The following is a 21625-nucleotide window of genomic DNA, read 5'->3' as shown; positions in this document are numbered from 1 at the left end:
GTCATGGCGATCTCATGCCGACTTCTGAGATCGCTGTGTCATGACGATCTCATGCCGACTTCTGAGACCGCTGTGGTTCACTTCTTCGGCGGTACGACCTGGACGATGGCGCCCAGGTTGCCCGGCAGCGGGCTCAGCAGCTTGAACTGCACGCCCAGTGCCTTGCCCTCGTCACCGGGGTTGCCGGTGCCGAGCACCGAGCCGGCGGCCACCTGGCCGTACAGCTCCGTGGCGGGGGTGCCGTCCGCGTGCACCACGCGGGTGGTGTACGTCTGGTCGCCCTTCGACGGCACGACCACCGAGGCGTCGAAGTCGCGGTAGGCGAGGGCGCCGTTGAGCACCTCGAGGCCCGGGTACCACGTCTTGGCGTCGGTGAAGGCCGGGACGCCCTTCTGCGCGGGGAAGTCCGTGCAGTACTCGCTGAACGGCTCGTCCGGCGCCTCCAGGCATTCCTTGAACGGGTACGTCTTGCCGAACCCGAACGCGGCGTTGGACGTCTGCGCGCGCCCCTGGAGGTTCTTGTTCGCTGCCGGATCCTTCTCGGCGGCGGTCCCGGTGCGGCGCAGCGGCTCGTAGTGCGAGTCCACGACCAGCAGGCTGCCCTTGGGCCCGAGGCTCGGCGGAAGCCGCAGGTTGCTGCCGATGCTGTTGTTGACGAAGGTCGAGTCGCGGTACCACACCAGCAGGCCCGGCGCGTTGTACTTCAGCTTCTGCACCTTCCACGCCCCGTCACGGAGGTAGTCGGTGTCGTAGGTGTACTGCAGCCCCTTGTCGAAGCCGTCGAAGTTACGCCACTCGGCCAGGTAGAAGCGGGAGACCTCGCGCTCGCCGTTGTTGCGGGTCCAGCCCTGGCCGCTGGTGTTGGTGAACGTGCCGCCGACGGCCTTCCACCCGTTGTCGCCGCCCTCGACGTCGTCGCTCCACACGGCCGTGCCGCCGCTGGTGAGCTGGAAGTCGTCGGCGTGCCAGCCGCGCCCCTGATAGGCGGCGTCGGTGTTGTACGCCAGCCGCAGCTTGATCGTCTGCCCGGCGAACGGCGTCAGGTTGACGTAGTCGTGCCGCCAGGCGCCGCCGGTGTCACCGGTGAGGCCGTACTTCTTGTTGCCGAAGGCCTTGAGGTTCTTGTACGGGTCCGGGTAGTCGTCAGGCGTGCTGACCTCGTTGCCGGCCTCGTCGTAGACCTTCTGCTGGGTCCACGTCTCACCGCCGTCGGTCGAGACCTCGACGAAGCCGAAGTCCCAGTCCAGCTCGATGTCGTAGTTGTTCCACATCCACAGCTTGAGATCGGTCCCTGCGGGCACGGGCAGGTCGCGGGCCACCGTGAGGTTGGCCCAATCCTGGTCCAGGCCGCTCCACCAGGCGTTCGAGCCGCTGTGGACGTCGATCATCTTCAGCGGCGAGGAGGCCAGGTTGACCCGGACGCCGTCTGCGGTGAGCTTGGGCGTGCGCGACGACTGGCCGACCGTGACGAGCCTGGCGGCGTCGCCGGGGTTGAACGTCTTCGGGTTCGCCCAGCCGAGCACCCACTTGTCCCACAGGCCCATGTGCGTCGGCATCGACTGGAAGATCGGCCCGGAGTGGGAGCCGCTGGACATCAGGTCCCAGAAGTCGACGGCCGAGCTGGCCTGGCCCGAGGTGTCGTACAGGTCGGGCAGGCCGAGGTCGTGGCCGTACTCGTGGGCGAAGACGCCGACTCCGGAGTCCTCGGGCTGCACGATGTAGTTGGAGATCTTCTTGTCGGTGCCGGGGACCTTGTAGCCGCCGGCGACCGCGCTGGAGTGCGCCCAGATGGCGTAGGTGCCCTGGGCGCCGCCGTCGGAGGACTTGTCCTTGCCGGCGTGCACCAGCACCAGGTGGTCGACGACCCCGTCGGGCTCCTGGTGGTTGCCGTCGCCGTCGGCGTCGGAGATGTCCTCGACGTCGTAGTCGGCCCACGGGAAGTCCGGCTGGGTCTGCGCGAGGACGTTCACCGAGTCGATGGCGAGCTGCCCGGCGCCGAGCTCGTTGCCGGGGTGGCCGGACATGTCCTGGGGCGCGCCGCCGCAGGCCGCGGCGCCGTACCAGGCCTCGGAGTGCGGGACCTTGATCCAGCCGACCGCCGAGCCGGTGACGGAGTAGGCGCCCTTCGACATCTCCTCGTACATCTTCTTCATCGTGAAGCCGGAGATGTCGATGCCCGGCTTGCCGTCGCGCGGGTCCTTCAGGTCGGGGCGGACGCGCTCGGTGATGCCCTTGTCGGTGTAGAGCATCTTGTTGAAGTGCTCGGGGCTGAAGTCCTTGACCCAGAAGGAGTTGTTGTCCTTGTGCGGCAGCGTGGCCGGGTCCGGGATCTTGTTGTGCAGGGGGCCGTTCAGCACTGTGCCGGGCGGCTCGACCACGCAGTCGTCGGGCTCGCTGTTGGTGCTCCGAAGCCGGTTGAAGCCGGAGAAGTCGTCGTTGGCCTGCTCGTTGAACTCGACGAGCAGCGTCAGGAGCTTGGCCGTGCGGGTCTGCTTGGAGTTCTTGAAGATCCATTCAGCCGGGTTGCGGCCGGTTCTGATCGCCTCGTTCTCGCGGGCGGCGAGGATGCGGCCCGAGGCCGGGTTCCCGCTGGAGAACTTCCGGTCGAACTTCTGCGCCGGGGTCATCGAGCGCGACCGCTGGTCCGTGAGGGGCGGCTCCTCCGGGTTCTGCTCGACATTGGGCGGTGCGTAGTTGATGTAGAAGTCCGAGGCCACGGGCTCGTAGGTCGCGACGGAGGCGGCTTGAGCGGTGGGCGCGGACAGGGCGGCGCCAAGGAGGGCGACCGCCGGTAAAGCTGCTAATAAGCGCTTTGTGCTGGGCACCAGGAACCCTCTCTGCCCGGGATCGCCGGGCGCATGGCCATAGGGTGTGCAATGCCGGACGCTAGGGCTTGGGTCAACCAACGTAAAGTACGTTGTTGAAACGTGATCAAACTACGACATTCAGACCATCAATAGCGCGGCGACGACCCCGCCCGCGACCGCGCCGCCGTAGCAGACCACCGCTATCACCGGGTCGAACCTGGCGATGCCGAGCAGCTCCTCGCTGGTGAACCTGATGCGGTGCGCGGCGTGGAAGAGACACAGCACGACGACCGCCAGTAGCGCGAGGCGGACGAGCACGTGGTCCACCAGCGCGCGCAGGTGCTCGGGGGCAGGCCAGTCCACCACGCCGAGCGGCATGAGCACCCCGAACAGCAGCACGAGCACCGGCAGCACGAGCGCGGCCGCCACTCCCCCGCCGCTGAACAGCAACCACAGGTACGGCTCCAGCGTGCGCTTCACGGCGACCTCAGGACGAAGTAGGCGATCACCAGGGAGATCAGCGCCCAGAGCGAGTGGTTGCCGCCCTGGATCATCCAGGCGGGCACCCGCCAGCCGTCCAGCCGCACGACGGTGGCCTTGGGCGCGAGATTGAGGAACGTGATGGCGTGGAAGGCCGTCGCGGCCAGCGCGACCACGTTGATCACGATCATCCACGGCTGCGCGGCCAGCGCGGCGAACTCCTCAAGGGTGCCGCCGAAGATCGCGCCGATGAGCATCAGGATGAAGACGATCGACCAGGCCACGAAGACGCTGGTCAGCTCGCGCAGCACGAACACGGTGTAGTTGCGGCTGCGGGCGAACCACAGGTTGTCGCGCGGCGGCCGGTAGGCGGCCGAGGTGGTGCGCACGGCGGCGCTGGGAGTGATCTTGTCGTCGGCCGTCATCGCCTGCTCCACGGCAGCACCGAGCGCATGGCGGCGGTGAGCTTGTAGCGCTGGATGGCCTCGGCCGGGTCCACGTGCTTGGGGCAGACCCGGGTGCACTCGCCGACGAACGTGCACCCCCACACGGCCTCGTCCAGGTTGAGCACGTCGAACCTGTCGCCCATGTCGCGCGAGTCCAGGTTGTAGCGCTGGGCGAGGGCGATGGCGGCCGGGCCGAGGAAGTCGGGGTCGAGCACGTACACCGGGCAGGCCGAGTAGCACAGCAGGCAGTTGATGCACATGCTGTACTGCTTGTACGCCTCCAGTTGCTCGGGCGTCTGGGCGTACTCGGTGGTCAGCGGCAGGTCCTCGCCCTCCCTTACCAGCCAGGGCCGCACCGACGACAGCTTGGCCAGGAAGTCGTCGATGTCCACGACCAGGTCCCTGATGACCGGGAAGCCCTTCAGCGGCTCGACCCTGACCGGGCCCTCGCCGTACTCGGCGAGGAACGTGCCGCAGGTCAGCTTGGCCTCGCCGTTGACGGTCATGCCGCACGAGCCGCACACGCCCATCCGGCAGGACCAGCGGTAGGACAGGCTGCCGTCGAGCTGGTCCTTGATGTAGTTGAGCCCGTCGAGCACGGCCCAGTCGTCCATGAGCGGCACGTCGAACCCCTGGAGGACCGGCTCCGAGTCCTGTCCCGGCCGGTAGCGGGCGATCTCCATCCTGATCGTGCGCGTGCCCGCCACCTGCTCGACCCGCTCCGTCGTGTCAGTCTCTGCGTCCAACTGTTCCCTCACCCTCCTCATTCGCTCCGCGGGTGGCTTGCTTCGCGGCGCCCCCCACTCCGCTCACTGCGTCGGGTTCAGTCACGGCCGTACACCCTTTCTCCCGGAGGCCAGCGGGTGATCGTCACGGGCAGCAACGTGACCGACGGCGTGCCGTCGGGCGCGCGGTGCACCAGCGAGTGGGCCAGGTAGGCGTCGTCGTCCCTGGCGGCGAAGTCGGTGCGCTGGTGCGCGCCGCGCGACTCTTCCCTGTTCAGCGCGCAGGCGACGATCGTCTGGGCGACCTCCAGCATGACGTGCAGCTCCTGCAGGGCGATCAGCTCGGTGTTGTACGCGCTGCTCGTGTCCTCCACCCGGGCCTCCTCGGCGCGCTCGCGCAGGTCGGCGAGCGTGTCGACGGCCTTGGCCAGCACGTCGCCGGTGCGGTAGATGCCGGCCGCGCCCTCGAGCGTGTGCTGCATCTGCTCGCGCAGGTCGGCCATTCGCTCACCGGTCCTGCTGCCCTCGCGCGCGCGTTCCAAGCGCCGCCGCTCGTCACCGCCCTGGGTGCGGACGGCCGGCGCCTCGCCCTGCCGGTGCTCCCTGGCGAACCCGGCGGCGGCGACGCCCGCCCGGCGACCGAAGACCAGGATCTCGGGCAGCGAGTTGGAGCCGAGCCGGTTGGCGCCGTTGATGCTCACGCAGGCGGTCTCGCCGGCGGCGTACAGGCCGGCGATGGGCGTGGCGCCGTTGATGTCGGTGTGGACGCCGCCCATCATGTAGTGCACGACCGGGCGCACCGGGATGAGGTCGGTGGCCGGGTCGAGGTTCTGGTAGCTCTTGCACAGCTCCCGCACGAACGGGATGCGCATGTCGATCTTGTCCTCGCCCAGGTGGCGCAGGTCGAGGTAGACGACGGGGCCGTACGGCGTGTCCACGGTGCGGCCCATCTGCTGCTCGTGCACGAACGCCTGGGAGAGCCGGTCGCGCGGCCCCAGCTCCATGCTGCGCAGCTTCGGCGTGGGCGTGGGCTTGCCGAGGTCGTAGTCCTGCAGGTAGCGATAGCCGTCCTTGTTGATCAGCCAGCCGCCCTCCGCCCTGGCCGCCTCGGTGATGAGGATGCCGGTGAACGGCAGGCCGGTCGGGTGGTACTGGACGAATTCCATGTCCTTCAGCGGGGCGCCGGCGCGGTAGGCCAGGGCCATGCCGTCGCCGGTCTTGATGGCGGCGTTCGTGGTGAAGGGGAAGACCCGGCCGCAGCCGCCGGTGGCCAGGATGACGGTCCTGGCGGGGATGGTCTCGATGCGGCCGGTTCTGATCTCGACGGCCACGACGCCGTGGACGCGGCCGTCGTCGACGACGAGCTTGGTGACGAACCACTCGTCGTACCTGATGATGTCCTGATATTTCAGGGTTGTTTGGAACAGGGTGTGCAGGAGGTGGAAGCCGGTCTTGTCGGCGGCGTACCAGGTGCGCATCTTCTTCATGCCACCGAACGGACGGACGGCGACCCGCCCGTCCGGTTCGCGGCTCCACGGGCAGCCCCAGTGTTCGAGCTGCATCAGCTCGCGCGGGGCCTCGTACACGAACGCCTCGACCGCGTCCTGGTCGGGCAGCCAGTCGCCGCCGGAGATCGTGTCGTAGCAGTGCTCGTCGAGCGTGTCGTCGAGGCCGATCACCCCGGCCGCGCCGCCCTCGGCTGAGACCGTGTGGCTGCGCATCGGATAGACCTTCGACACGACCGCCACCTTGAGCGACGGGTCCGTCTCGGCGACCGCGACGGCCGCCCGCAGGCCCGCTCCGCCTCCTCCGACGATGAGCACGTCGATCATGTGGTCAGCTCCCGTGGTCGGGTTCTACCTGGTCCTTTACCCGCTTGCCGTCGTGGCGAATGGCGGACAGATGGATGCTGCCGTCGTGGTACTCGTGCCAGATCCGGCGGCACCCGCAGTCGAAGAGCTGGTCGCGGATCAGCAGGCCGTAGCCGTCGTCGTCGAGGAGGCGCTCACCGCCGACCTTCTTGCCGCAGGGCGCCGTCTCGGGGGCGAAAGGAGTGCGTATTCCTGTCATCGCCGGTCTCCCTCAAGGGGGGCGAACGTCATTTCCACACAAGCACCAATAGGCGACTTCTGGAAGACCGCGAATATGGTCAGCCCTAAATGATCAGGAAGTTTGAATTTCCAAGATAAGTATTGATGCCCGGAAATGCCCTCCATATCGTTCTCCTTGATCATGCTGCTGGGCCCGCGGCGTTGTGCTCACGCCGATCGGCAGCGGACGGCCTTCAGATCCACCTCCCGGCCGGTGTACGGCACCGCCACGCGGCCGGTAGGGGTCCACAGCGACACGGTGCGTGCATCACGGCGCCAACTGCTCAGGAGCGGCCCTCCTCCTCGCTCCGCCCCGCCGCTCCGTGCCCGGCGTCGTCCTGAGGTGCCGGCTCGGGGGTCTCGCCCTCCTCGACCGCCGAGGGCCGCGCCGCGATCTCCCGGGGATAGTGCAGGTCGAAGGCGGGCCGCTCGGAGCGGATGGGCGGGATGCTGACGAAGTTGTGCCGCGGCGGCGGGCAGCTCGTGGCCCACTCCAGGGAGTTGCAGTAGCCCCACGGGTCGTCGAGCGTGACCTTGGGCGCGCGCCTGGTCGTCTTGAACACGTTGTAGAGGAACGGCAGCGTCGAGGCGCCGAGCAGGAACGCCCCGACGGATGAGACCTGGTTGAGCCAGGTGAAGCCGTCGGCGACGCCGTAGTCGGCGTACCTCCTGGGCATGCCGAGCTGCCCCAGCCAGTGCTGGACCAGGAACGTGGTGTGGAAGCCGATGAACAGCGTCCAGAAGTGCACCTTGCCGAGGCGGTCGTCGAGCATCCTGCCGGTCATCTTCGGCCACCAGAAGTAGAACCCGGCGAACATCGCGAACACCACCGTGCCGAAGACCACGTAGTGGAAGTGGGCCACCACGAAGTAGGTGTCGCTGATGTGGAAATCGAGCGGCGGCGCGGCCAGGATGACCCCGGTGAGCCCGCCGAGCAGGAACGTCACCAGGAACCCCACGGCGAACAACATCGGCGACTCGAAGCTGAGGTGCCCCCGCCACATCGTGCCGATCCAGTTGAAGAACTTCACCCCGGTCGGCACCGCGATGAGGAACGTCATGAACGAGAAGAACGGCAGCAGCACCTGCCCGGTCGGGAACATGTGGTGCGCCCACACCGTCATCGACAGCCCGGCGATCGCGATCGTGGCGCCCACCAGCCCCATGTAGCCGAAGATCGGCTTGCGGCTGAAGACCGGGAGCACCTCGGTGATGATCCCGAAGAACGGTAGCGCGATGATGTACACCTCGGGGTGGCCGAAGAACCAGAACAGGTGCTGCCAGATCAGCGGCCCGCCGTTCTCGCTCAGGAACACCTGGGTGCCCAGCTTGCGGTCGGACTCGAGCACGAGCAGCGCGGCGGCCAGCACCGGGAACGCCAACAGCACCATAACGCTGGTCAGCAGCACGTTCCAGGTGAAGATCGGCAGGCGGAACATGGTCATGCCGGGCGCCCGCATGCCGATGATCGTGGTGATGAAGTTGACCGCCCCGAGGATCGTGCCGAGCCCCGCCATCGCCAGCCCCATGATCCACAGATCGCCGCCGATCTGTGGCGAGTACATCGACGTCGACAGCGGCGTGTACGCGAACCACCCGAAGTCGGCGGCCCCGCCGGGGGTGAAGAACCCGGCCACCACCATCAGCCCGCCGAACAGGAACAGCCAGTACGCGACCGCGTTCAGCCGCGGGAAGGCGACGTCCGGCGCGCCGATCTGCAGCGGCATCACCACGTTGGCGAACCCGGCGAACAGCGGCGTGGCGAAGAGCAGCAGCATGATCGTGCCGTGCATGGTGAACAGCTGGTTGTACATCTGCTGGCTGACGAGACCCATGCCCGGCTGCGCCAGCTCGGCCCGGATGATCATGGCCATGACACCGGCGACGAGGAAGAACCCGAACGAGGTGATCAGGTAGAGGTACCCGATGACCTTGTGGTCGGTCGTCGACAGCCAGGAGGCGATGACGGTCCCGGTGCGGCGGCGCCTGACCTGCTCGATCGAGGTCTCGCGAACAGTGGTCACGGCTGCTCCCTCCAATGCGGAGTGTGGCCTGCCCCGATGTACCCATTCCACGCCAACGATCGCAACTCGGGAAGACGTTCTTTAACATTCACGGCCAGGGACTTTGACATGCGCCCACGGAAGGGCTCCCATGCGAGATCGTCGCTGGTGGATCCCGACCGCCGACCATAACGTTTCCAGACATGTCGATGACTGTCGGACTCCATATGCCGAACGGCTTCGCCGGCGCCGGCCCGCACGGCCTTGCCGGGATCGCGGCCCTGGCCGAGGAACTGGGCTACGACTCGCTCTGGACCGCCGACCACGTGGTCCTGCCCAGCCCGCGGGTGGCGCCGTCGCCGCTCGAGCCGGACGCGCCGCTGCTGGACGCCGTCGTGTCGCTGGCGTACGTGGCCGCGCACACCGAGCGGATCCTGCTGGCCACCGGCTGCGTGGTGCTCCCTCAGCGCGACCCGCTCGTCCTGGCCAAGCAGCTGGCGAGCGTGGACGTGCTGAGCGGCGGCCGGCTGGTGTTCGGGGTGGTGGCCGGCTACCTGGAGCCGGAGCTGCGCGCGCTCGGCGTACCGCTGGAGGGCAGGGGCCCGCGCACGGCTGAGTACGTGCGCGCGATCCGCGCGCTGTGGGAGGACGCGAGCCCCGCCTTCCACGGCCGGTACGTGTCCTTCAAGGACGTCGACGCCCACCCGCGCCCGGTCCGGCGGGTGCCGGTCGTCATGGGCGGGCACACGCGCGCCGCCCACCGCCGGGCGGCCGAGCTGGCCGACGGCTGGTACGGCTGGATGCTGGGCCTGCGGGCCGCGGCCGCCCAGGTGGAGTCGGTGCGCGCGGAGGCCGCGGCGGCGGGCAGGACGCTGGAGATCTCGGTCACCCCGGCCCGCCCCCTCGACCCCGAGAACGTGCGCGCCTACGCCGATCTGGGGGTGGACCGCCTCATCGTGTCCCACCGGCCGGGGCTGCCCCTGGACGAACTGGAGGAGTTCGTCCGGCGGAACGCGCCCGGACAGGTCCTTCTCTGAGACCGTGACGCCGGACGTCCCACATACCGGATGATGTCCGGCTCCCTGGCGAGTTCTTCTATCCTTGCGGTCCAGGACCGATTCGGAGGAGAGATCTCGTGACCGCTCAGCGTGACTACGCCGCCCTCGTCCAGCGTGGGCTCTCGCTCGACCTCACCAGGGGCAAGCCGTCGCCACGCCAGCTCGACCTCTCCGACGACATGCTCAAACTGCCGGTCTCCTACCGGGCGGCCGACGGCACCGACGGCCGCAACTACGGCAACCTGCAGGGCCTGCCCGAGCTGCGCGAGCTGTTCGCGCCACTGGTCCAGGTGCCCGCCGAGCAGCTCGTCGTGGGCGGCAACGCCAGCCTGGCGCTCATGCACGACACGGTGGTGCACGCGCTGCTCACCCCCATGCCCGGCGCCGCCCGCCGCTGGGTCGAGGAGCCGGAGATCACGTTCCTGTGCCCGGTGCCCGGCTATGACCGGCATTTCACGATCTGCGAGCGGTTCGGGATCAAGATGGTCCCCGTGCCGATGAACGCCGACGGCCCCGACATGGACGTCGTCGAGCGCCTGGTAGCCGCCGACGCGAGCGTCAAGGGCATGTGGTGTGTGCCGAAGTACAGCAACCCGTCCGGCATCGCCTACAGCGACGAGACGGTCCGCAGGCTGGCCACCATGCCGACCGCCGCCCCCGATTTCCGGATTTTCTGGGACAACGCCTACGCGGTGCACCACCTCACCGACACCCCGGCCGAGCTGGCCGACCTGCTGGCGCTCGCCACCGAGCACGGCAACGCCGACCGGGTGTTCGTCTACGCCTCCACGTCCAAGGTGACGCTGGCCGGCGCGGGCGTGTCGTTCTTCGGCGCCTCGCCGGCGAACGTCAAGTGGTTCCTGCACAACACCGCCAAGCAGTCCATCGGCCCCGACAAGATCAACCAGCTGCGTCACGTTGAGTTCCTGCGCGACGCCGCGGGCGTGGCCGCGCACATGCGGCGGCACGCGGAGCTGATCGGCCCGAAGTTCGAGCTGGTGGACAAGGTGCTGACCGAGCGGCTCGGCGACCTCGCCACCTGGACGAGCCCCAAGGGCGGCTACTTCATCAGCCTGGAGGTGCCGCACGCCGCCGAGGTGGTGGCCAAGGCCAAGGCCGCGGGCATCGCGCTGACGCCCGCGGGCGCCACGCACCCGTACGGCCAGGACCCGGACGACCGCACGATCAGGATCGCGCCGACGTACCCGGACCTGGACGAGCTGGAGCAGGCCATCAACGGCCTGGCCGTCTGCGTCCGCCTGGTCGCGGAGCAGCAGGGCTGAGGCCAGGTCTACCTGCTGTTCCTGAAGCCGAAGATGTACTCGCGCGTCTCGCTCGGATGGAACGAGACGCCGATCTCCGGCTCGAAGACGACGTTGTCGCGAGCACAGTAATAGAGGCTCTCCCAGACGGCCATGGCCTTCTCCCTGGCCGGGGCCTCGTTGGTGTCGCGCTTGCGGGCGCCGTACGAGCCGAGCACGTTGAGCAGCCCGAACCCCCAGAACAGGCCCGTCAGGCAGAACGGGGCGAGCAGCACCTCGCCCCACTGCGGGTCCTGCCCCATCGCGATCACCAGCGACACGACCAGGTGGGTCAGGGCCGCCGCCAAGAGCAGGATGTAGCCCTGGTTCCTGGCCCACGGCGTGTAGTGGCGGCTGGGGAACGACAGCCAGACCGCGAGCTGCGTACGGCTCATGACGTGCTTGGACGCGCCCAGCGTCGCGGCCGTGGGCAGGTCGGCGACCTCCCGCGTGCCGGGTAACCTGACCCGCCCGATCTTGTACGTGGTCCCCGCGGCGACTGCCCCAGGAACCGCGACGACCTGGTCAGTCTCCGAACACACCGGGCACCTGACTTTCACCTGGGCAGTTTGTCCTTAAGGACCGGCCTGCGCAAACCGCAGGATGGCCCACGTGCAGCGGCCCCGCCCCAGGTAGTGGGATTTTCCACCTAGGGTGCATGATGTGAGACCAATCGATGCCTTGGTGAACTCTCTGCCTGATGCACGTGTCCTGACCGACCCCGACGTGATCGACTCCTACGCCCGCGACCGGACCTTCCTGGAGCCCGGCAAGCCGCTCGGCGTGGTGCTCGCGGCCTCCCGCGACGATGTGGTCACCACCTTGAGGTGGGCGAGCGAGCACCGGGTGCCGGTGGTGCCGCGCGGCGCGGGCACCGGCCTGGCGGGCGCGTCCGTCGCCGGCGACGGCGCGGTCATCCTTTCGCTGCACAAGATGACCGCGATCAGGGAGCTGTCCCCGGCCGACGAGATCGCCGTCGTCGAGCCCGGCGTCATCACCGCCGACCTGGACCGGGCCGCCAGGGAGCATGGGCTCATGTACGCGCCGGACCCGTCGTCGTACGAGATCTCCACGATCGGCGGCAACCTGGCCACCAATGCCGGCGGGCTACGGTGCGTGAAGTACGGCGTGACCAGGGACTCGGCGCTCGGCCTCGAGGTCGTGCTGGCCGACGGCCGGATCCTGAACACCGGCCGGCGCACCATGAAGGGCGTCACCGGCTACGACCTGACCGGCCTGTTCGTCGGCTCGGAGGGCACGCTGGGCGTCATCACCGCGGCCACGGTACGGCTGCGCCGCGCGCCGGCCGCGCCGCCTGCGACGTTCGCGGCCGAGTTCGGCTCGCTCAGGGACGCGGGGGCGGCCGTGTCGGCGATCATGGCGGCCGGCTGCCAGCCGTCGCTCATGGAGCTGCTCGACCGGGCCTCACTGGAGGCGATCGACGACTGGCGCAACATCGGGCTCGAAGCGACGACGCAGGCCATGCTGATCGGCCAGTCCGACGCCACCGACGGGCAGGCGACGGCCGAGCGCATGGAGCGGATCTGCATGGAGAACGGCGCCTCCTTCGTGGCCGTGTCCTCCAGCCCGCAGGAGACCGAGGAGCTGATCGGGCTGCGCCGGATGGCGTACCAGGCCAAGGAGCGTCTGGGCGCTTGCCTGGTCGAGGACGTGTGCGTGCCGCGCTCCGTACTGCCCGACATGATCACCGCCATCGAGGCGGCCGCGGCCCGGCACGGGGTGAAGATCTGCACGGTCGCGCACGCCGGGGACGGCAACCTGCACCCGGTCTTCATCTTCGAGCACGGCATGGTGGAGCCGCCACCCGAGGTGTGGGCGGCGGCGGACGAGGTGTTCACGCACGCGCTGGAGCTCGGCGGCACGCTCACCGGGGAGCACGGCGTGGGGCTGCTCAAGCAGCGCTGGCTGGCCATGGAGTCGGGGCCGGTGGCCGCGGAGGTGCAGCGCGGCATCAAGGCGGTCTTCGACCCGCTGGGCATCCTCAACCCGGGCAAGGCGATCTGACGGAAGACCTGGGGCTTGGCCTGGCCGACGGAGGACCGGGGCCTTGACCAAGCCGTGACCTTGGGCGTCGACGCGCACACGACCTGCGGCAGAACACTGACTCACTGCGTCAAAGCGTGAAACTTCTGACACGTCCGGCAGACGTCCCATGCCTCACGCTGGTAGCGTTTTGCCTCATCTATTGGGTTGTGATGGGGGTCCGACGTGAATCAGTTCCAGCCGTTGGCGGCGGACGACCCGCGACGGCTGGGGACGTACGATATCGTCGCCCGGCTCGGCGAGGGCGGCCAGGGCGTTGTCTACCTGGGCAAGAGCGACTCCGGGGAACAGGTCGCGGTCAAGCTGCTGCACCATGCCCTGGTGGCCGACGCCGACGCCAGGACCCGGTTCCTGCGCGAGGTGGCGGTGGCGCAGCGGGTGGCCAGGTTCTGCACCGCTCCCGTGCTCCACGCCGACCTGGACGGGAGCCGGCCGTACATCGTGAGCGAGTACGTCCCGGGCCCCTCCCTGCGCGAGATGGTCATCAACGAGGGGCCGCGGCGGGGCGCGGCGCTGGAACGGCTCGCGATCAGCACGGCCACCGCGCTCGCCGCCATCCACCGCGCCGGGATCCTGCACCGCGACCTCAAGCCCGCCAACGTGCTCATGGGGCCCGAGGGTCCCGTCGTGATCGACTTCGGCATCGCCCGCGCCCTTGACTCCCCCGGCGCGACCGCCACGGGAATGGCCATGGGGACGCCGTCGTACCTGGCGCCCGAGCAGCTCAGCGGCGCTGCGGTGTCGGAGGCGGCCGACGTGTTCGCGTGGGGCGTCACCATGGTGTTCGCCGCCACCGGCAAGCCGGCGTTCGGCGCCGACTCCATTCCCGTGGTGATGAACCGGATCCTGAACGAGGAGCCGGAGCTCGGGGCCATGGAGGGTGCGCTGGGCGCGCTGGTGGCCGCCTGCCTCTCCAAGGACCCGTCGCAACGGCCGAGCGCCGACGAGATCATCGTCCACCTCACCGGCCAGCCGGCCCCGAAGTCGGCCATCGAGCCGGTGACGGGCCAGCAGGCGGCAGGTGCGGCCGCCGCGCAGCCCGGCCTCACCGCCCAGCCCGGCACGGGCCAGGGCGCAGGCAAGAGCGGTCCAGGCCAGGAGGCCTACCCCGGCCCTTGGACGCAGCCCACCGGCCCTCACCCCGTGGGATCTCCACAGCCCGCAGCACCCCCGCAGACGGGCCCTCACGGCCGCCCTGCCGCGGACCCAGCCCACAGCGCCGCCTCCATGGCGAACGGGCCGATGGGCGGCCCGGCAGGCGGCTCCCCCCACGGCGGCCCGCAGCCAGGAGCGCCCGGTGGCCCCCAGCTCGGCGGCGCCCAGCCTGGAACGCCCAGCGGCCCCCAGCCCGCGATGCCAGGCGGCGGCCCGCACGCGAGAGCGCCTCAGGGCGGCCCCAGCAGCGGCCACCAAGCCGCCGCATCCGGCATGCCTTCCCACGGCCCCGGGATGCCTCAAGGCGGCCCGTTCCAGGGCGGCACCCCCGGCGGGCACGGCGGATCGAGTGGACCCGGAGGACCCGGCAGGCCCGGTGGCCCGGCCGGACCCAGTGGACCCGGCGGCAGTTCGCGGCCGGGTGACGGCACGTCCGCGAAGCAGCGCCGCACTCTGACCCTCGCCCTGTCCGGAGCCGCCGCAGCGGCCCTGCTCGTGGTCGCCGGGGCCGTGGTGGTGCAGGCGAACAGCAAGCAGATCCCGGTGGTGGCCGTGGGCGGCACCACGACGAACACCCCAGGCGACGGTTCAGGCGCCGGTCAGCCGGGCGAGCCGCCGTCCGCCGAGCAGACCCCCGACCCGTTCGTCCCCGCGGAAACCTCACAGCCGGTCCCCACCTTGGACATCGAGGTGCCCGAGGAGACCAAGAAGCCGAAGCAGTCCAAGCAGCCGGTCGCCCAGATTCCGACGGCCCCGATCGACACCGCCCAGCCGCGTCCCCAGACGACGACGAAGCAGCCCAAGTCCGCTCCTACTCCTACTCCGACGAAAACGAAGAAGCAGGACGTGGTCGAGCCGGACGTGGAGCCGACGGCAGCGCCGTCGACGCCGCCGACCTCCGGCCCCACGCGCACTGTCGCGCCCACCGCCAAGCCAACCAAGATACAGGAGCCGCTCAAGCCGAACCCCTACAAGCCGACGACCGTGTGCGGTGCCGGCTACAAGGTCATCGACTCCCACGCGATGACCAATGCCACCATCTACCTGCTGTACAACTCCGGTGCCCGCAAGAACTGCGTGGTCACGATGTCTCGCATGCTGATCCCGAGCAAGGCGCAGATGAATGCGATCCTCCAGGTCAAGGGAGGGGGCAGCGCGAGCAATCCGGGCAACTTCACCGCATACGCAGGTCCCATCCGTCTGCCCGCCTACAAGAAATGCGTGATCTGGGGCGGTTCGTGGGGCGGCAAGACCTGGAAGTCCGGCTGGAGCCACTGCACCTGACTCCGTTCGGCTGTGACGAAAACCCCGCCCGTCCGGGCGGGGTTTTCGTGCTTGCTGGAGGGACAACGCGACGGTTACCGTAGCCGATGATCGATTCGAGCGGCTGCTGCTGGAGCTGCGCGAGGGAGGCTCATGATCAGGAGCAGGCTCGATCCCGCGAGCGACGACTACCGACGGCGGCGCGAGGCCATGCTCGCCAAGCTGGCCGACCTCGACGCCGAGCACGCCAAGGCGGTGGCCGGGGGCGGGGAGAAATACGTCGAGCGGCATCGCGGCCGCGGCAAGCTCCTGGCCAGGGAGCGCATCGAGCTGCTGGTCGACGCCGACTCGCCATTTCTCGAACTGTCGCCGCTGGCCGCCTGGGGCAGCGAGTTCCAGGTCGGGGCCGGGATGGTCGCCGGGATCGGGGTGATCGAGGGCGTCGAGTGCGTGATCACGGCGAACGACCCCACAGTCAGGGGCGGCGCCTCGAACCCGTGGACGCTCAAGAAGTCGCTGCGGGCGGCCGACATCGCGCTGCAGAACCGCCTCCCGTACGTGAACCTGGTCGAGAGCGGTGGCGCCGACCTGCCGACACAGAAGGAGATCTTCATCCCGGGTGGGCGGATATTTCGGGACCTGACTAGATTGTCGGCCGCCGGGATCCCGACCGTCGCGCTCGTCTTCGGCAACTCCACGGCGGGCGGCGCGTACGTGCCCGGCATGAGCGACTACGTCGTGATGGTACGGGAGCGCGCCAAGGTGTTCCTGGGCGGCCCGCCGCTGGTCAAGATGGCGACCGGGGAGGAGTCGGACGACGAGTCGCTGGGCGGCGCCGAGATGCACGCCCGGGTCAGCGGCCTGGCCGACCACCTCGCCCAGGACGAGCACGACGCGCTCAGGATCGGGCGCCGCATCGTACGATCGCTCAACTGGCACAAGCAGGGCATCACCCCGCTCCCCACTCAAGAGCCGAAATATCCGGCTGACGAGCTGCTCGGGATCGTCCCCGAGGACCTCAAGGTGCCGTTCGACCCGCGCGAGGTGATCGCCCGGGTCGCGGACGGGAGCGAGTTCGAGGAGTTCAAGCCGCTCTACGGTGCCTCCCTGGTGACGGGATGGGCCCGGATCCACGGCTACCCGGTGGGCGTGCTGGCGAACGCGCAAGGCGTGCTGTTCAGCGAGGAGTCGCAGAAGGCCACCCAGTTCATCCAGCTCGCGAACCAGTCCCGCACCCCCCTCCTCTTCCTGCAGAACACGACCGGCTACATGGTCGGCAAGGACTACGAGCAGGGCGGCATCATCAAGCACGGCGCCATGATGATCAACGCCGTGTCGAACTCGACCGTCCCCCACCTGACGATCGTCATGGGAGCCTCGTACGGCGCCGGCAACTACGGCATGTGCGGGCGCGCCTACGACCCCCGCTTCCTGTTCAGCTGGCCGAGCGCCAAGTCGGCGGTGATGGGCCCGGCCCAGCTGGCCGGGGTGCTGTCCATCGTGGGGCGGGCGTCGGCGCAGGCAAGGGGGCAGGTGTACGACGAGGAGGCCGACGCGGCGATGCGCGCCATGGTGGAGGCCCAGATCGAGGCCGAGTCGCTGCCGTTCTTCCTGTCCGGACGCCTGTACGACGACGGGGTGATCGATCCGCGCGACACGCGTACCGTGCTGGGCATGTGCCTGTCGGCGATCAACAGCGCGCCGGTGCCGCCGGCGGCGGGGTTCGGGGTGTTCCGGCCATGATCACACGTCTGCTCGTCGCGAACCGGGGCGAGATCGCCCGCCGCGTCTTCCGCACCTGCAGGTCGCTCGGCATCTCCACGGTCGCCGTCTTCTCCGACCCCGACGCGGAGGCGCCGCACGTGGCCGAGGCCGATCTCGCGGTACGGCTGCGCGGCGCCCGCCCCTCCGACACGTACCTGGCCGTCGAACGCGTCCTGGAGGCGTGCCGCGCCTCCGGTGCGGACGCCGTCCACCCCGGCTACGGCTTCCTCTCCGAGAGCGCCGAGTTCGCCCGGGCGGTGCTGGCGGCCGGGCTGCTGTGGGTGGGTCCGCCGCCCGCGGCGATCGCCGCCATGGGGTCGAAGATCGCGGCGAAGCGGCTGATGGAGGAGGCCGGGGTGCCGGTCCTGCCCTCGCTCGACGTGACCGCGCCCGGGGAGTTCCCGCTGCTGGTGAAGGCGTCCGCCGGTGGGGGCGGGCGGGGGATGCGGATCGTGCGGGACGCCGGGGAGCTGGCGCGGGAGGTCGAGTCCGCGCGGCGCGAGGCGGTGGCGGCGTTCGGGGACGGGACCGTGTTCGCGGAGCCGCTGCTGGAGCTGGCCAGGCACGTCGAGGTGCAGGTGCTGGCCGACCGGCACGGGACCGTGTGGGCGCTCGGCGAGCGCGAGTGCAGCGTGCAGCGGCGGCATCAGAAGGTCGTCGAGGAGTGCCCCTCGCCAGGGATCGCTCCCGAGCTGCGGGAGCGGCTGTGCGAGGCCGCCGTCCGGGCCGCCCGCAAGATCGGGTACGTCGGCGCCGGGACGGTGGAGTTCCTGGTCAAGGGGGACCGGGTGGCGTTCCTGGAGATGAACACCCGGCTCCAGGTCGAGCACCCGGTCACCGAGCTGGTCTACGGGGTCGATCTCGTGCGGCTGCAGCTGGAGGTGGCCGAGGGGGCGGCGTTGCCTCCCGTGCCGCCCGTCCCGTCCGGGCACGCGGTGGAGGTGCGGCTCTATGCGGAGGACGCCGCTTACCTGCCGCAGTCGGGCGTGGTGCGGCGGTTCGAGGTCACCGGTGATGTGCGGGTGGATTCGGGGGTGGAGTCCGGATCGGTGGTCTCGCCGTACTACGACCCGATGCTGGCCAAGGTCATCGCGCACGGCTCGTCGCGGGCGGAGGCGGTGCGCAAGCTGGTCACGGCGCTGCGGCGGGCGCGACTGCACGGCCTCACGACGAATCGCGATTTACTGCTAAGAATCCTGGAAAATCGTGCTTTCCTGGCCGGTGACACCCACACCGGCTTCCTGGAGGATCCGGCCGGCCCCGCCCACGCGAGCGCACCGCAACGCACGGACGAGTTGCCCGCCCTGGCCGCCGCCCTGGCCCTGGCCGCCGCCAACCGCCGCCGCGCCCCCGTGCTGGCCGGCCTGCCCGGCGGCTGGCGCAACGTTCGCTCCCAGCCCCGCCGCGCCCGCTTCACGCAGGCCGAGATCGTCTACGACCCGCTGCCCGAGGGCATCACCACGATCAGCGCGGACCCGGAACAGGTGGTCCTGGAGCGCGACGGCGTCCGGCACACCTTCCAGATCGCCCACTACGAGGAGGGCGGCCCGGTCTACGTCGACCACGCCGGCGGCCACGCCGAGCTGACCCCGGTCCCGCGCCTGCCCGAGCCCGTCGAGCACGTCGCCCCCGGATCCCTGCTGGCACCCATGCCGGGCAGCGTGCTGCGGGTCGAGGTGGAGGCCGGCGACCGCGTGACGAAGGGCCAGGCGGTGCTGGTGCTGGAGGCGATGAAGATGGAGCATCGGATCGCCGCCCCGGCCGACGGCGTGGTCTCCGGCGTACACGTCGAGAAGGGACAGCAGGTCGAGGCGGGCGCCGTACTGGCGATCATCCAGGAGGGGAACCCATGACGAGCCTCGTGCACCAGGACCTGGCGGGCGGCGTCGCCACCGTCACGCTGGACTCGCCGCCCAACCGCAACGCCCTGTCCGCACGCCTGCTCGCCGATCTGAAGGACCGGCTCACCTGGGCGCTGGCCGAGCCCGAGGCCAGGGTGATCGTGCTGACGGCCACCGGGAAGGTGTTCTGCTCGGGCGCCGACCTGAAGGAGCAGCGGAAGGCGGACGCGCCGGTGACGGCGTCGCTCCCGGAGATCTTCACGCTGCTCTGGGAGAGCCCGAAGCCGGTCATCTGCCGCCTCAACGGCACCGCGCGGGCGGGCGGCCTGGGGCTGGTGGCGTCCTGCGACTTCGCGATCGCGCCGCTGCCGGCGTCGTTCGCGTTCACCGAGGTACGCCTCGGCGTCGTGCCCGCCATGATCTCCGTACCGGTGCTCAGGCGGCTCGACCCCCGGGCGGCGGCCGAGTACTTCCTGACCGGCGAGGTGTTCGACGCCTCCAGGGCGGCCGAGATCGGGCTGCTCACCCGGGCCGTGCCGGAGGTCGAGCTGGACGCGACGGTCGCGCACTACGCCGGGATGCTGATCAAGGGCGGCCCGGAGGCCCTGGCGATCACGAAGCGGCTGATCAGGGACGTGCCCCGGCTGCCGTTCGAGGAAGGGCTGCGGCAGATGACTGAGCTGTCCGCCCAGCGCTTCACCTCGGAGGAGGGCCAGGAGGGCATCGCGGCGTTCTGGGAGAAGCGCCCGCCGAAGTGGGCGTCGTCGCGATGACCCTGCGGGTCGCGAACTGCAGCGGCTTCTACGGCGACCGGCTCTCCGCCGCCAGGGAGATGGTCGAGGGCGGCCCGATCGACGTGCTGACCGGGGACTGGCTGGCCGAGCTGACCATGCTCATCCTCGCCGGCAACCGCCTCAAGGGCCGGCCAGGGTACGCCCCCACGTTCCTGCGCCAGCTGGAGGACGTCCTCGGTCCCTGTCTCGACCGGGGCATCAAGATCGTGGCGAACGCGGGCGGGCTGGACCCGGCCGGGTGCGCGGAGGCCGTACACGAGCTGGCCGCCCGGCTGGGCCTCTCCCCCGCCGTCGCGCACGTGACGGGCGACGACCTCATCGGCAGCGACCTCGATCTGGTCAACGCCGACACCGGCGAGCGGCTCGACGCGACGCCCCTGACTGCCAACGCCTACCTCGGGGGCCGCCCGATCGCCGCCGCCCTGTCGGCGGGCGCCGACGTGGTGGTGACCGGCCGCGTGACCGACGCGGCCCTGGTGACGGGTCCCGGCATCTGGCGGTACGGGTGGGGGCCCGGCGACCTCGACCCGCTGGCGGGGTCCGTGGTGGCGGGCCACATCATCGAATGCGGCTGCCAGGCCACGGGCGGGAACTACGCGTTCTTCCAGGACGTACCGGACCTGGCGCACTGCGGCTTCCCCATCGCCGAGCTGCGTGCCGACGGCTCCGCCGTGATCACCAAGCATCCGGGGACGGGCGGGCTGGTGTCGATCGGCACGGTCACGGCGCAACTCGTGTACGAGCTGGGCGGGCCGCGCTATCTCGGCCCCGACGTGGTCGCCAGGTTCGACACGATCACGCTGTCGGACGACGGGCCGGACCGGGTGCAGGTCTCCGGGGTCCGGGGGGAGCCGCCGCCGGACACGCTCAAGGTCGCGGTGAATTACCTGGGCGGCTACCGGAACACGATGACGCTCGTGCTGACGGGGCTGGACATCGAGGCGAAGGCGCGGGTGGCGGAGGAGTCGCTCTGGGCGCGGATCCCCCGGGACTCGTTCGACGCGGTGGACGTGACGCTCACGGACTCTGGCCTGCTGCGCATCACGGTCATGGACGCCGACCAGCACAAGGCCGGCCGCGCCTTCTCCTCTGCGGTGGTGGAGACGGGACTGGCCAGCTACCCAGGCTTCTACGGCCTCACCCCACCGGGCAACGCCTCACCCTACGGCGTCTACTGGCCCGTCCTCGTCCCGGCCTCCCAGGTCCACCCCCAGGTCTTCCTGAGCGGCAAGGAACTGCCCTCCGCCGCCGCCATGGCAGCGCCGCAGGCCACGGCGCCGATCTCCGAGCCGAGCTCGCCCCACGCACCCGCCGTACCGGCCACGCCGAACGCACCGACCGCGTCCGGCACACCGGCCACGCCCAGCAGACCGGCCGCATCCGAGGTACGGCGGAGTTCGGCGCCCGTGGACGGCGGCCGAGCACCCGACCACGACACCGAGGAAACCGTGCGCATCCCCCTGGGCCGGATCGCCGGCGCCCGCTCAGGCGACAAGGGCGGCAACGCCAACCTGGGCGTCTGGGCCGACACCGCAGCCCGCTACGCCTGGCTGCAAGCCCACCTCACGCCCGCCAGACTCGCGGAGCTCCTCCCGTCCTTGTCGGCCCACCGCATCGACCGCCACGAGCTGCCCAACATCAAGGCGCTCAACTTCGTCATCCACGGCCTCCTCGGCAGAGGCGTGGCGGCCAGCCCCCGCATGGATCCGCAGGCCAAGGCCCTGGGTGAGGAGCTACGCGCCCAGCTCGTCGACGTGCCCACGCCCCTGACCTAGTGCGACATCCCGGGCCCTTGCCCGAGCGCCCGCCACCCGAGCAGCCCCGCCCCCAGCAC

16 protein-coding genes are annotated in these 21625 nt (G+C 70.1%); 8 read left to right on the top strand and 8 right to left on the bottom strand.

The features are described from left to right. Positions 1-77: 77 nt before the first annotated feature. The 7 genes from EJK15_RS44645 to ctaD form a co-directional block, all read right to left on the bottom strand. Positions 78-2825 (bottom strand): immune inhibitor A domain-containing protein, encoded by a 2748-nt coding sequence (locus EJK15_RS44645; RefSeq protein WP_206061489.1) that lies wholly within the window; start codon positions 2823-2825, stop codon positions 78-80. Positions 2826-2945: 120 nt separating this feature from the next. After that, positions 2946-3287 (bottom strand): fumarate reductase subunit FrdD, encoded by a 342-nt coding sequence (gene frdD / locus EJK15_RS44640; protein ID WP_206061488.1) that lies wholly within the window; start codon positions 3285-3287, stop codon positions 2946-2948. Next, positions 3284-3712, bottom strand: a complete 429-nt coding sequence (locus tag EJK15_RS44635) for a succinate dehydrogenase/fumarate reductase transmembrane subunit (RefSeq protein WP_138716537.1) — start codon at positions 3710-3712, stop codon at positions 3284-3286. Before EJK15_RS44635 ends, frdD begins: the two co-directional genes overlap by 4 nt. Next, complete coding sequence (gene sdhB, locus EJK15_RS44630; RefSeq protein ID WP_338089921.1) at positions 3709-4479, bottom strand: succinate dehydrogenase iron-sulfur subunit; 771 nt, start codon at positions 4477-4479, stop codon at positions 3709-3711. The genes EJK15_RS44635 and sdhB overlap by 4 nt, the downstream gene beginning before the upstream one ends. Positions 4480-4556: 77 nt before the next feature. After that, entirely contained in the window at positions 4557-6290 is a 1734-nt protein-coding gene (frdA, locus tag EJK15_RS44625) for a fumarate reductase (quinol) flavoprotein subunit (RefSeq protein WP_138716535.1), read from the bottom strand. 4 nt (positions 6291-6294) lie between these two features. Further along, on the bottom strand, positions 6295-6528 hold the full coding sequence (locus EJK15_RS44620) for a hypothetical protein (protein WP_138716534.1): 234 nt from the start codon (positions 6526-6528) through the stop codon (positions 6295-6297). 304 nt (positions 6529-6832) lie between these two features. Then, positions 6833-8572 (bottom strand): aa3-type cytochrome oxidase subunit I, encoded by a 1740-nt coding sequence (gene ctaD, locus EJK15_RS44615; protein ID WP_138716533.1) that lies wholly within the window; start codon positions 8570-8572, stop codon positions 6833-6835. Positions 8573-8754: 182 nt separating this feature from the next. On the opposite strand from ctaD, the gene EJK15_RS44610 reads away from it, so the two are divergent. Together EJK15_RS44610 and EJK15_RS44605 are read left to right on the top strand one after the other, a co-directional pair. After that, positions 8755-9588 carry a TIGR03619 family F420-dependent LLM class oxidoreductase gene (locus EJK15_RS44610; RefSeq protein ID WP_206061487.1) on the top strand — a complete coding sequence of 278 codons (834 nt, stop codon included), beginning with the start codon at positions 8755-8757 and terminating at the stop codon, positions 9586-9588. Positions 9589-9686: 98 nt separating this feature from the next. Next, positions 9687-10892 (top strand): aspartate aminotransferase type Ic, encoded by a 1206-nt coding sequence (locus EJK15_RS44605; RefSeq protein WP_138716532.1) that lies wholly within the window; start codon positions 9687-9689, stop codon positions 10890-10892. 8 nt (positions 10893-10900) lie between these two features. Here EJK15_RS44605 and EJK15_RS44600 read toward each other — a convergent pair whose 3' ends face one another. After that, a complete protein-coding gene (locus EJK15_RS44600) occupies positions 10901-11452 on the bottom strand; it encodes a hypothetical protein (RefSeq protein WP_138716531.1) in 552 nt (183 codons plus the stop codon). A 121-nt stretch (positions 11453-11573) separates the two neighbouring features. On the opposite strand from EJK15_RS44600, the gene EJK15_RS44595 reads away from it, so the two are divergent. The 6 genes from EJK15_RS44595 (at position 11574) to EJK15_RS44570 (ending at position 21566) form a co-directional block, all read left to right on the top strand. Next, positions 11574-12935 (top strand): FAD-binding oxidoreductase, encoded by a 1362-nt coding sequence (locus tag EJK15_RS44595; protein ID WP_240777605.1) that lies wholly within the window; start codon positions 11574-11576, stop codon positions 12933-12935. 204 nt (positions 12936-13139) lie between these two features. Beyond that, positions 13140-15413: a serine/threonine protein kinase gene (locus EJK15_RS75220; RefSeq protein ID WP_240777604.1), complete on the top strand. Its 2274-nt coding sequence runs from the start codon at positions 13140-13142 to the stop codon at positions 15411-15413. Positions 15414-15545: 132 nt separating this feature from the next. After that, on the top strand, positions 15546-17135 hold the full coding sequence (locus EJK15_RS44585) for an acyl-CoA carboxylase subunit beta (RefSeq protein WP_138716530.1): 1590 nt from the start codon (positions 15546-15548) through the stop codon (positions 17133-17135). Beyond that, positions 17132-19009: an ATP-binding protein gene (locus EJK15_RS44580; protein ID WP_138716529.1), complete on the top strand. Its 1878-nt coding sequence runs from the start codon at positions 17132-17134 to the stop codon at positions 19007-19009. Before EJK15_RS44585 ends, EJK15_RS44580 begins: the two co-directional genes overlap by 4 nt. Next, positions 19006-19770 carry an enoyl-CoA hydratase-related protein gene (locus EJK15_RS44575; RefSeq protein WP_138716528.1) on the top strand — a complete coding sequence of 255 codons (765 nt, stop codon included), beginning with the start codon at positions 19006-19008 and terminating at the stop codon, positions 19768-19770. The genes EJK15_RS44580 and EJK15_RS44575 overlap by 4 nt, the downstream gene beginning before the upstream one ends. Further along, positions 19767-21566: an acyclic terpene utilization AtuA family protein gene (locus tag EJK15_RS44570; protein WP_138716527.1), complete on the top strand. Its 1800-nt coding sequence runs from the start codon at positions 19767-19769 to the stop codon at positions 21564-21566. Before EJK15_RS44575 ends, EJK15_RS44570 begins: the two co-directional genes overlap by 4 nt. Positions 21567-21625: the final 59 nt, after the last annotated feature.

Origin of the sequence: Nonomuraea basaltis, assembly GCF_005893125.1 — a bacterium.
GTDB lineage: Bacteria > Actinomycetota > Actinomycetes > Streptosporangiales > Streptosporangiaceae > Nonomuraea > Nonomuraea basaltis.
Note: the sequence above shows the minus strand (reverse complement) of the source record. Positions and strands in the feature narration are given on the sequence as shown.

Excerpts from the sequence above, each read along its gene's own strand:
- EJK15_RS44635 (WP_138716537.1), bottom strand. The coding sequence starts at position 3,712 with ATGACGGCCGACGACAAGATCACTCCCAGCGCCGCCGTGCGCACCACC.
- frdA (WP_138716535.1), bottom strand. The coding sequence starts at position 6,290 with ATGATCGACGTGCTCATCGTCGGAGGAGGCGGAGCGGGCCTGCGGGCG.
- EJK15_RS44620 (WP_138716534.1), bottom strand. The coding sequence starts at position 6,528 with ATGACAGGAATACGCACTCCTTTCGCCCCCGAGACGGCGCCCTGCGGC.
- EJK15_RS44610 (WP_206061487.1), top strand. The coding sequence starts at position 8,755 with ATGTCGATGACTGTCGGACTCCATATGCCGAACGGCTTCGCCGGCGCC.
- EJK15_RS44585 (WP_138716530.1), top strand. The coding sequence starts at position 15,546 with ATGATCAGGAGCAGGCTCGATCCCGCGAGCGACGACTACCGACGGCGG.
- EJK15_RS44580 (WP_138716529.1), top strand. The coding sequence starts at position 17,132 with ATGATCACACGTCTGCTCGTCGCGAACCGGGGCGAGATCGCCCGCCGC.
- EJK15_RS44575 (WP_138716528.1), top strand. The coding sequence starts at position 19,006 with ATGACGAGCCTCGTGCACCAGGACCTGGCGGGCGGCGTCGCCACCGTC.
- EJK15_RS44570 (WP_138716527.1), top strand. The coding sequence starts at position 19,767 with ATGACCCTGCGGGTCGCGAACTGCAGCGGCTTCTACGGCGACCGGCTC.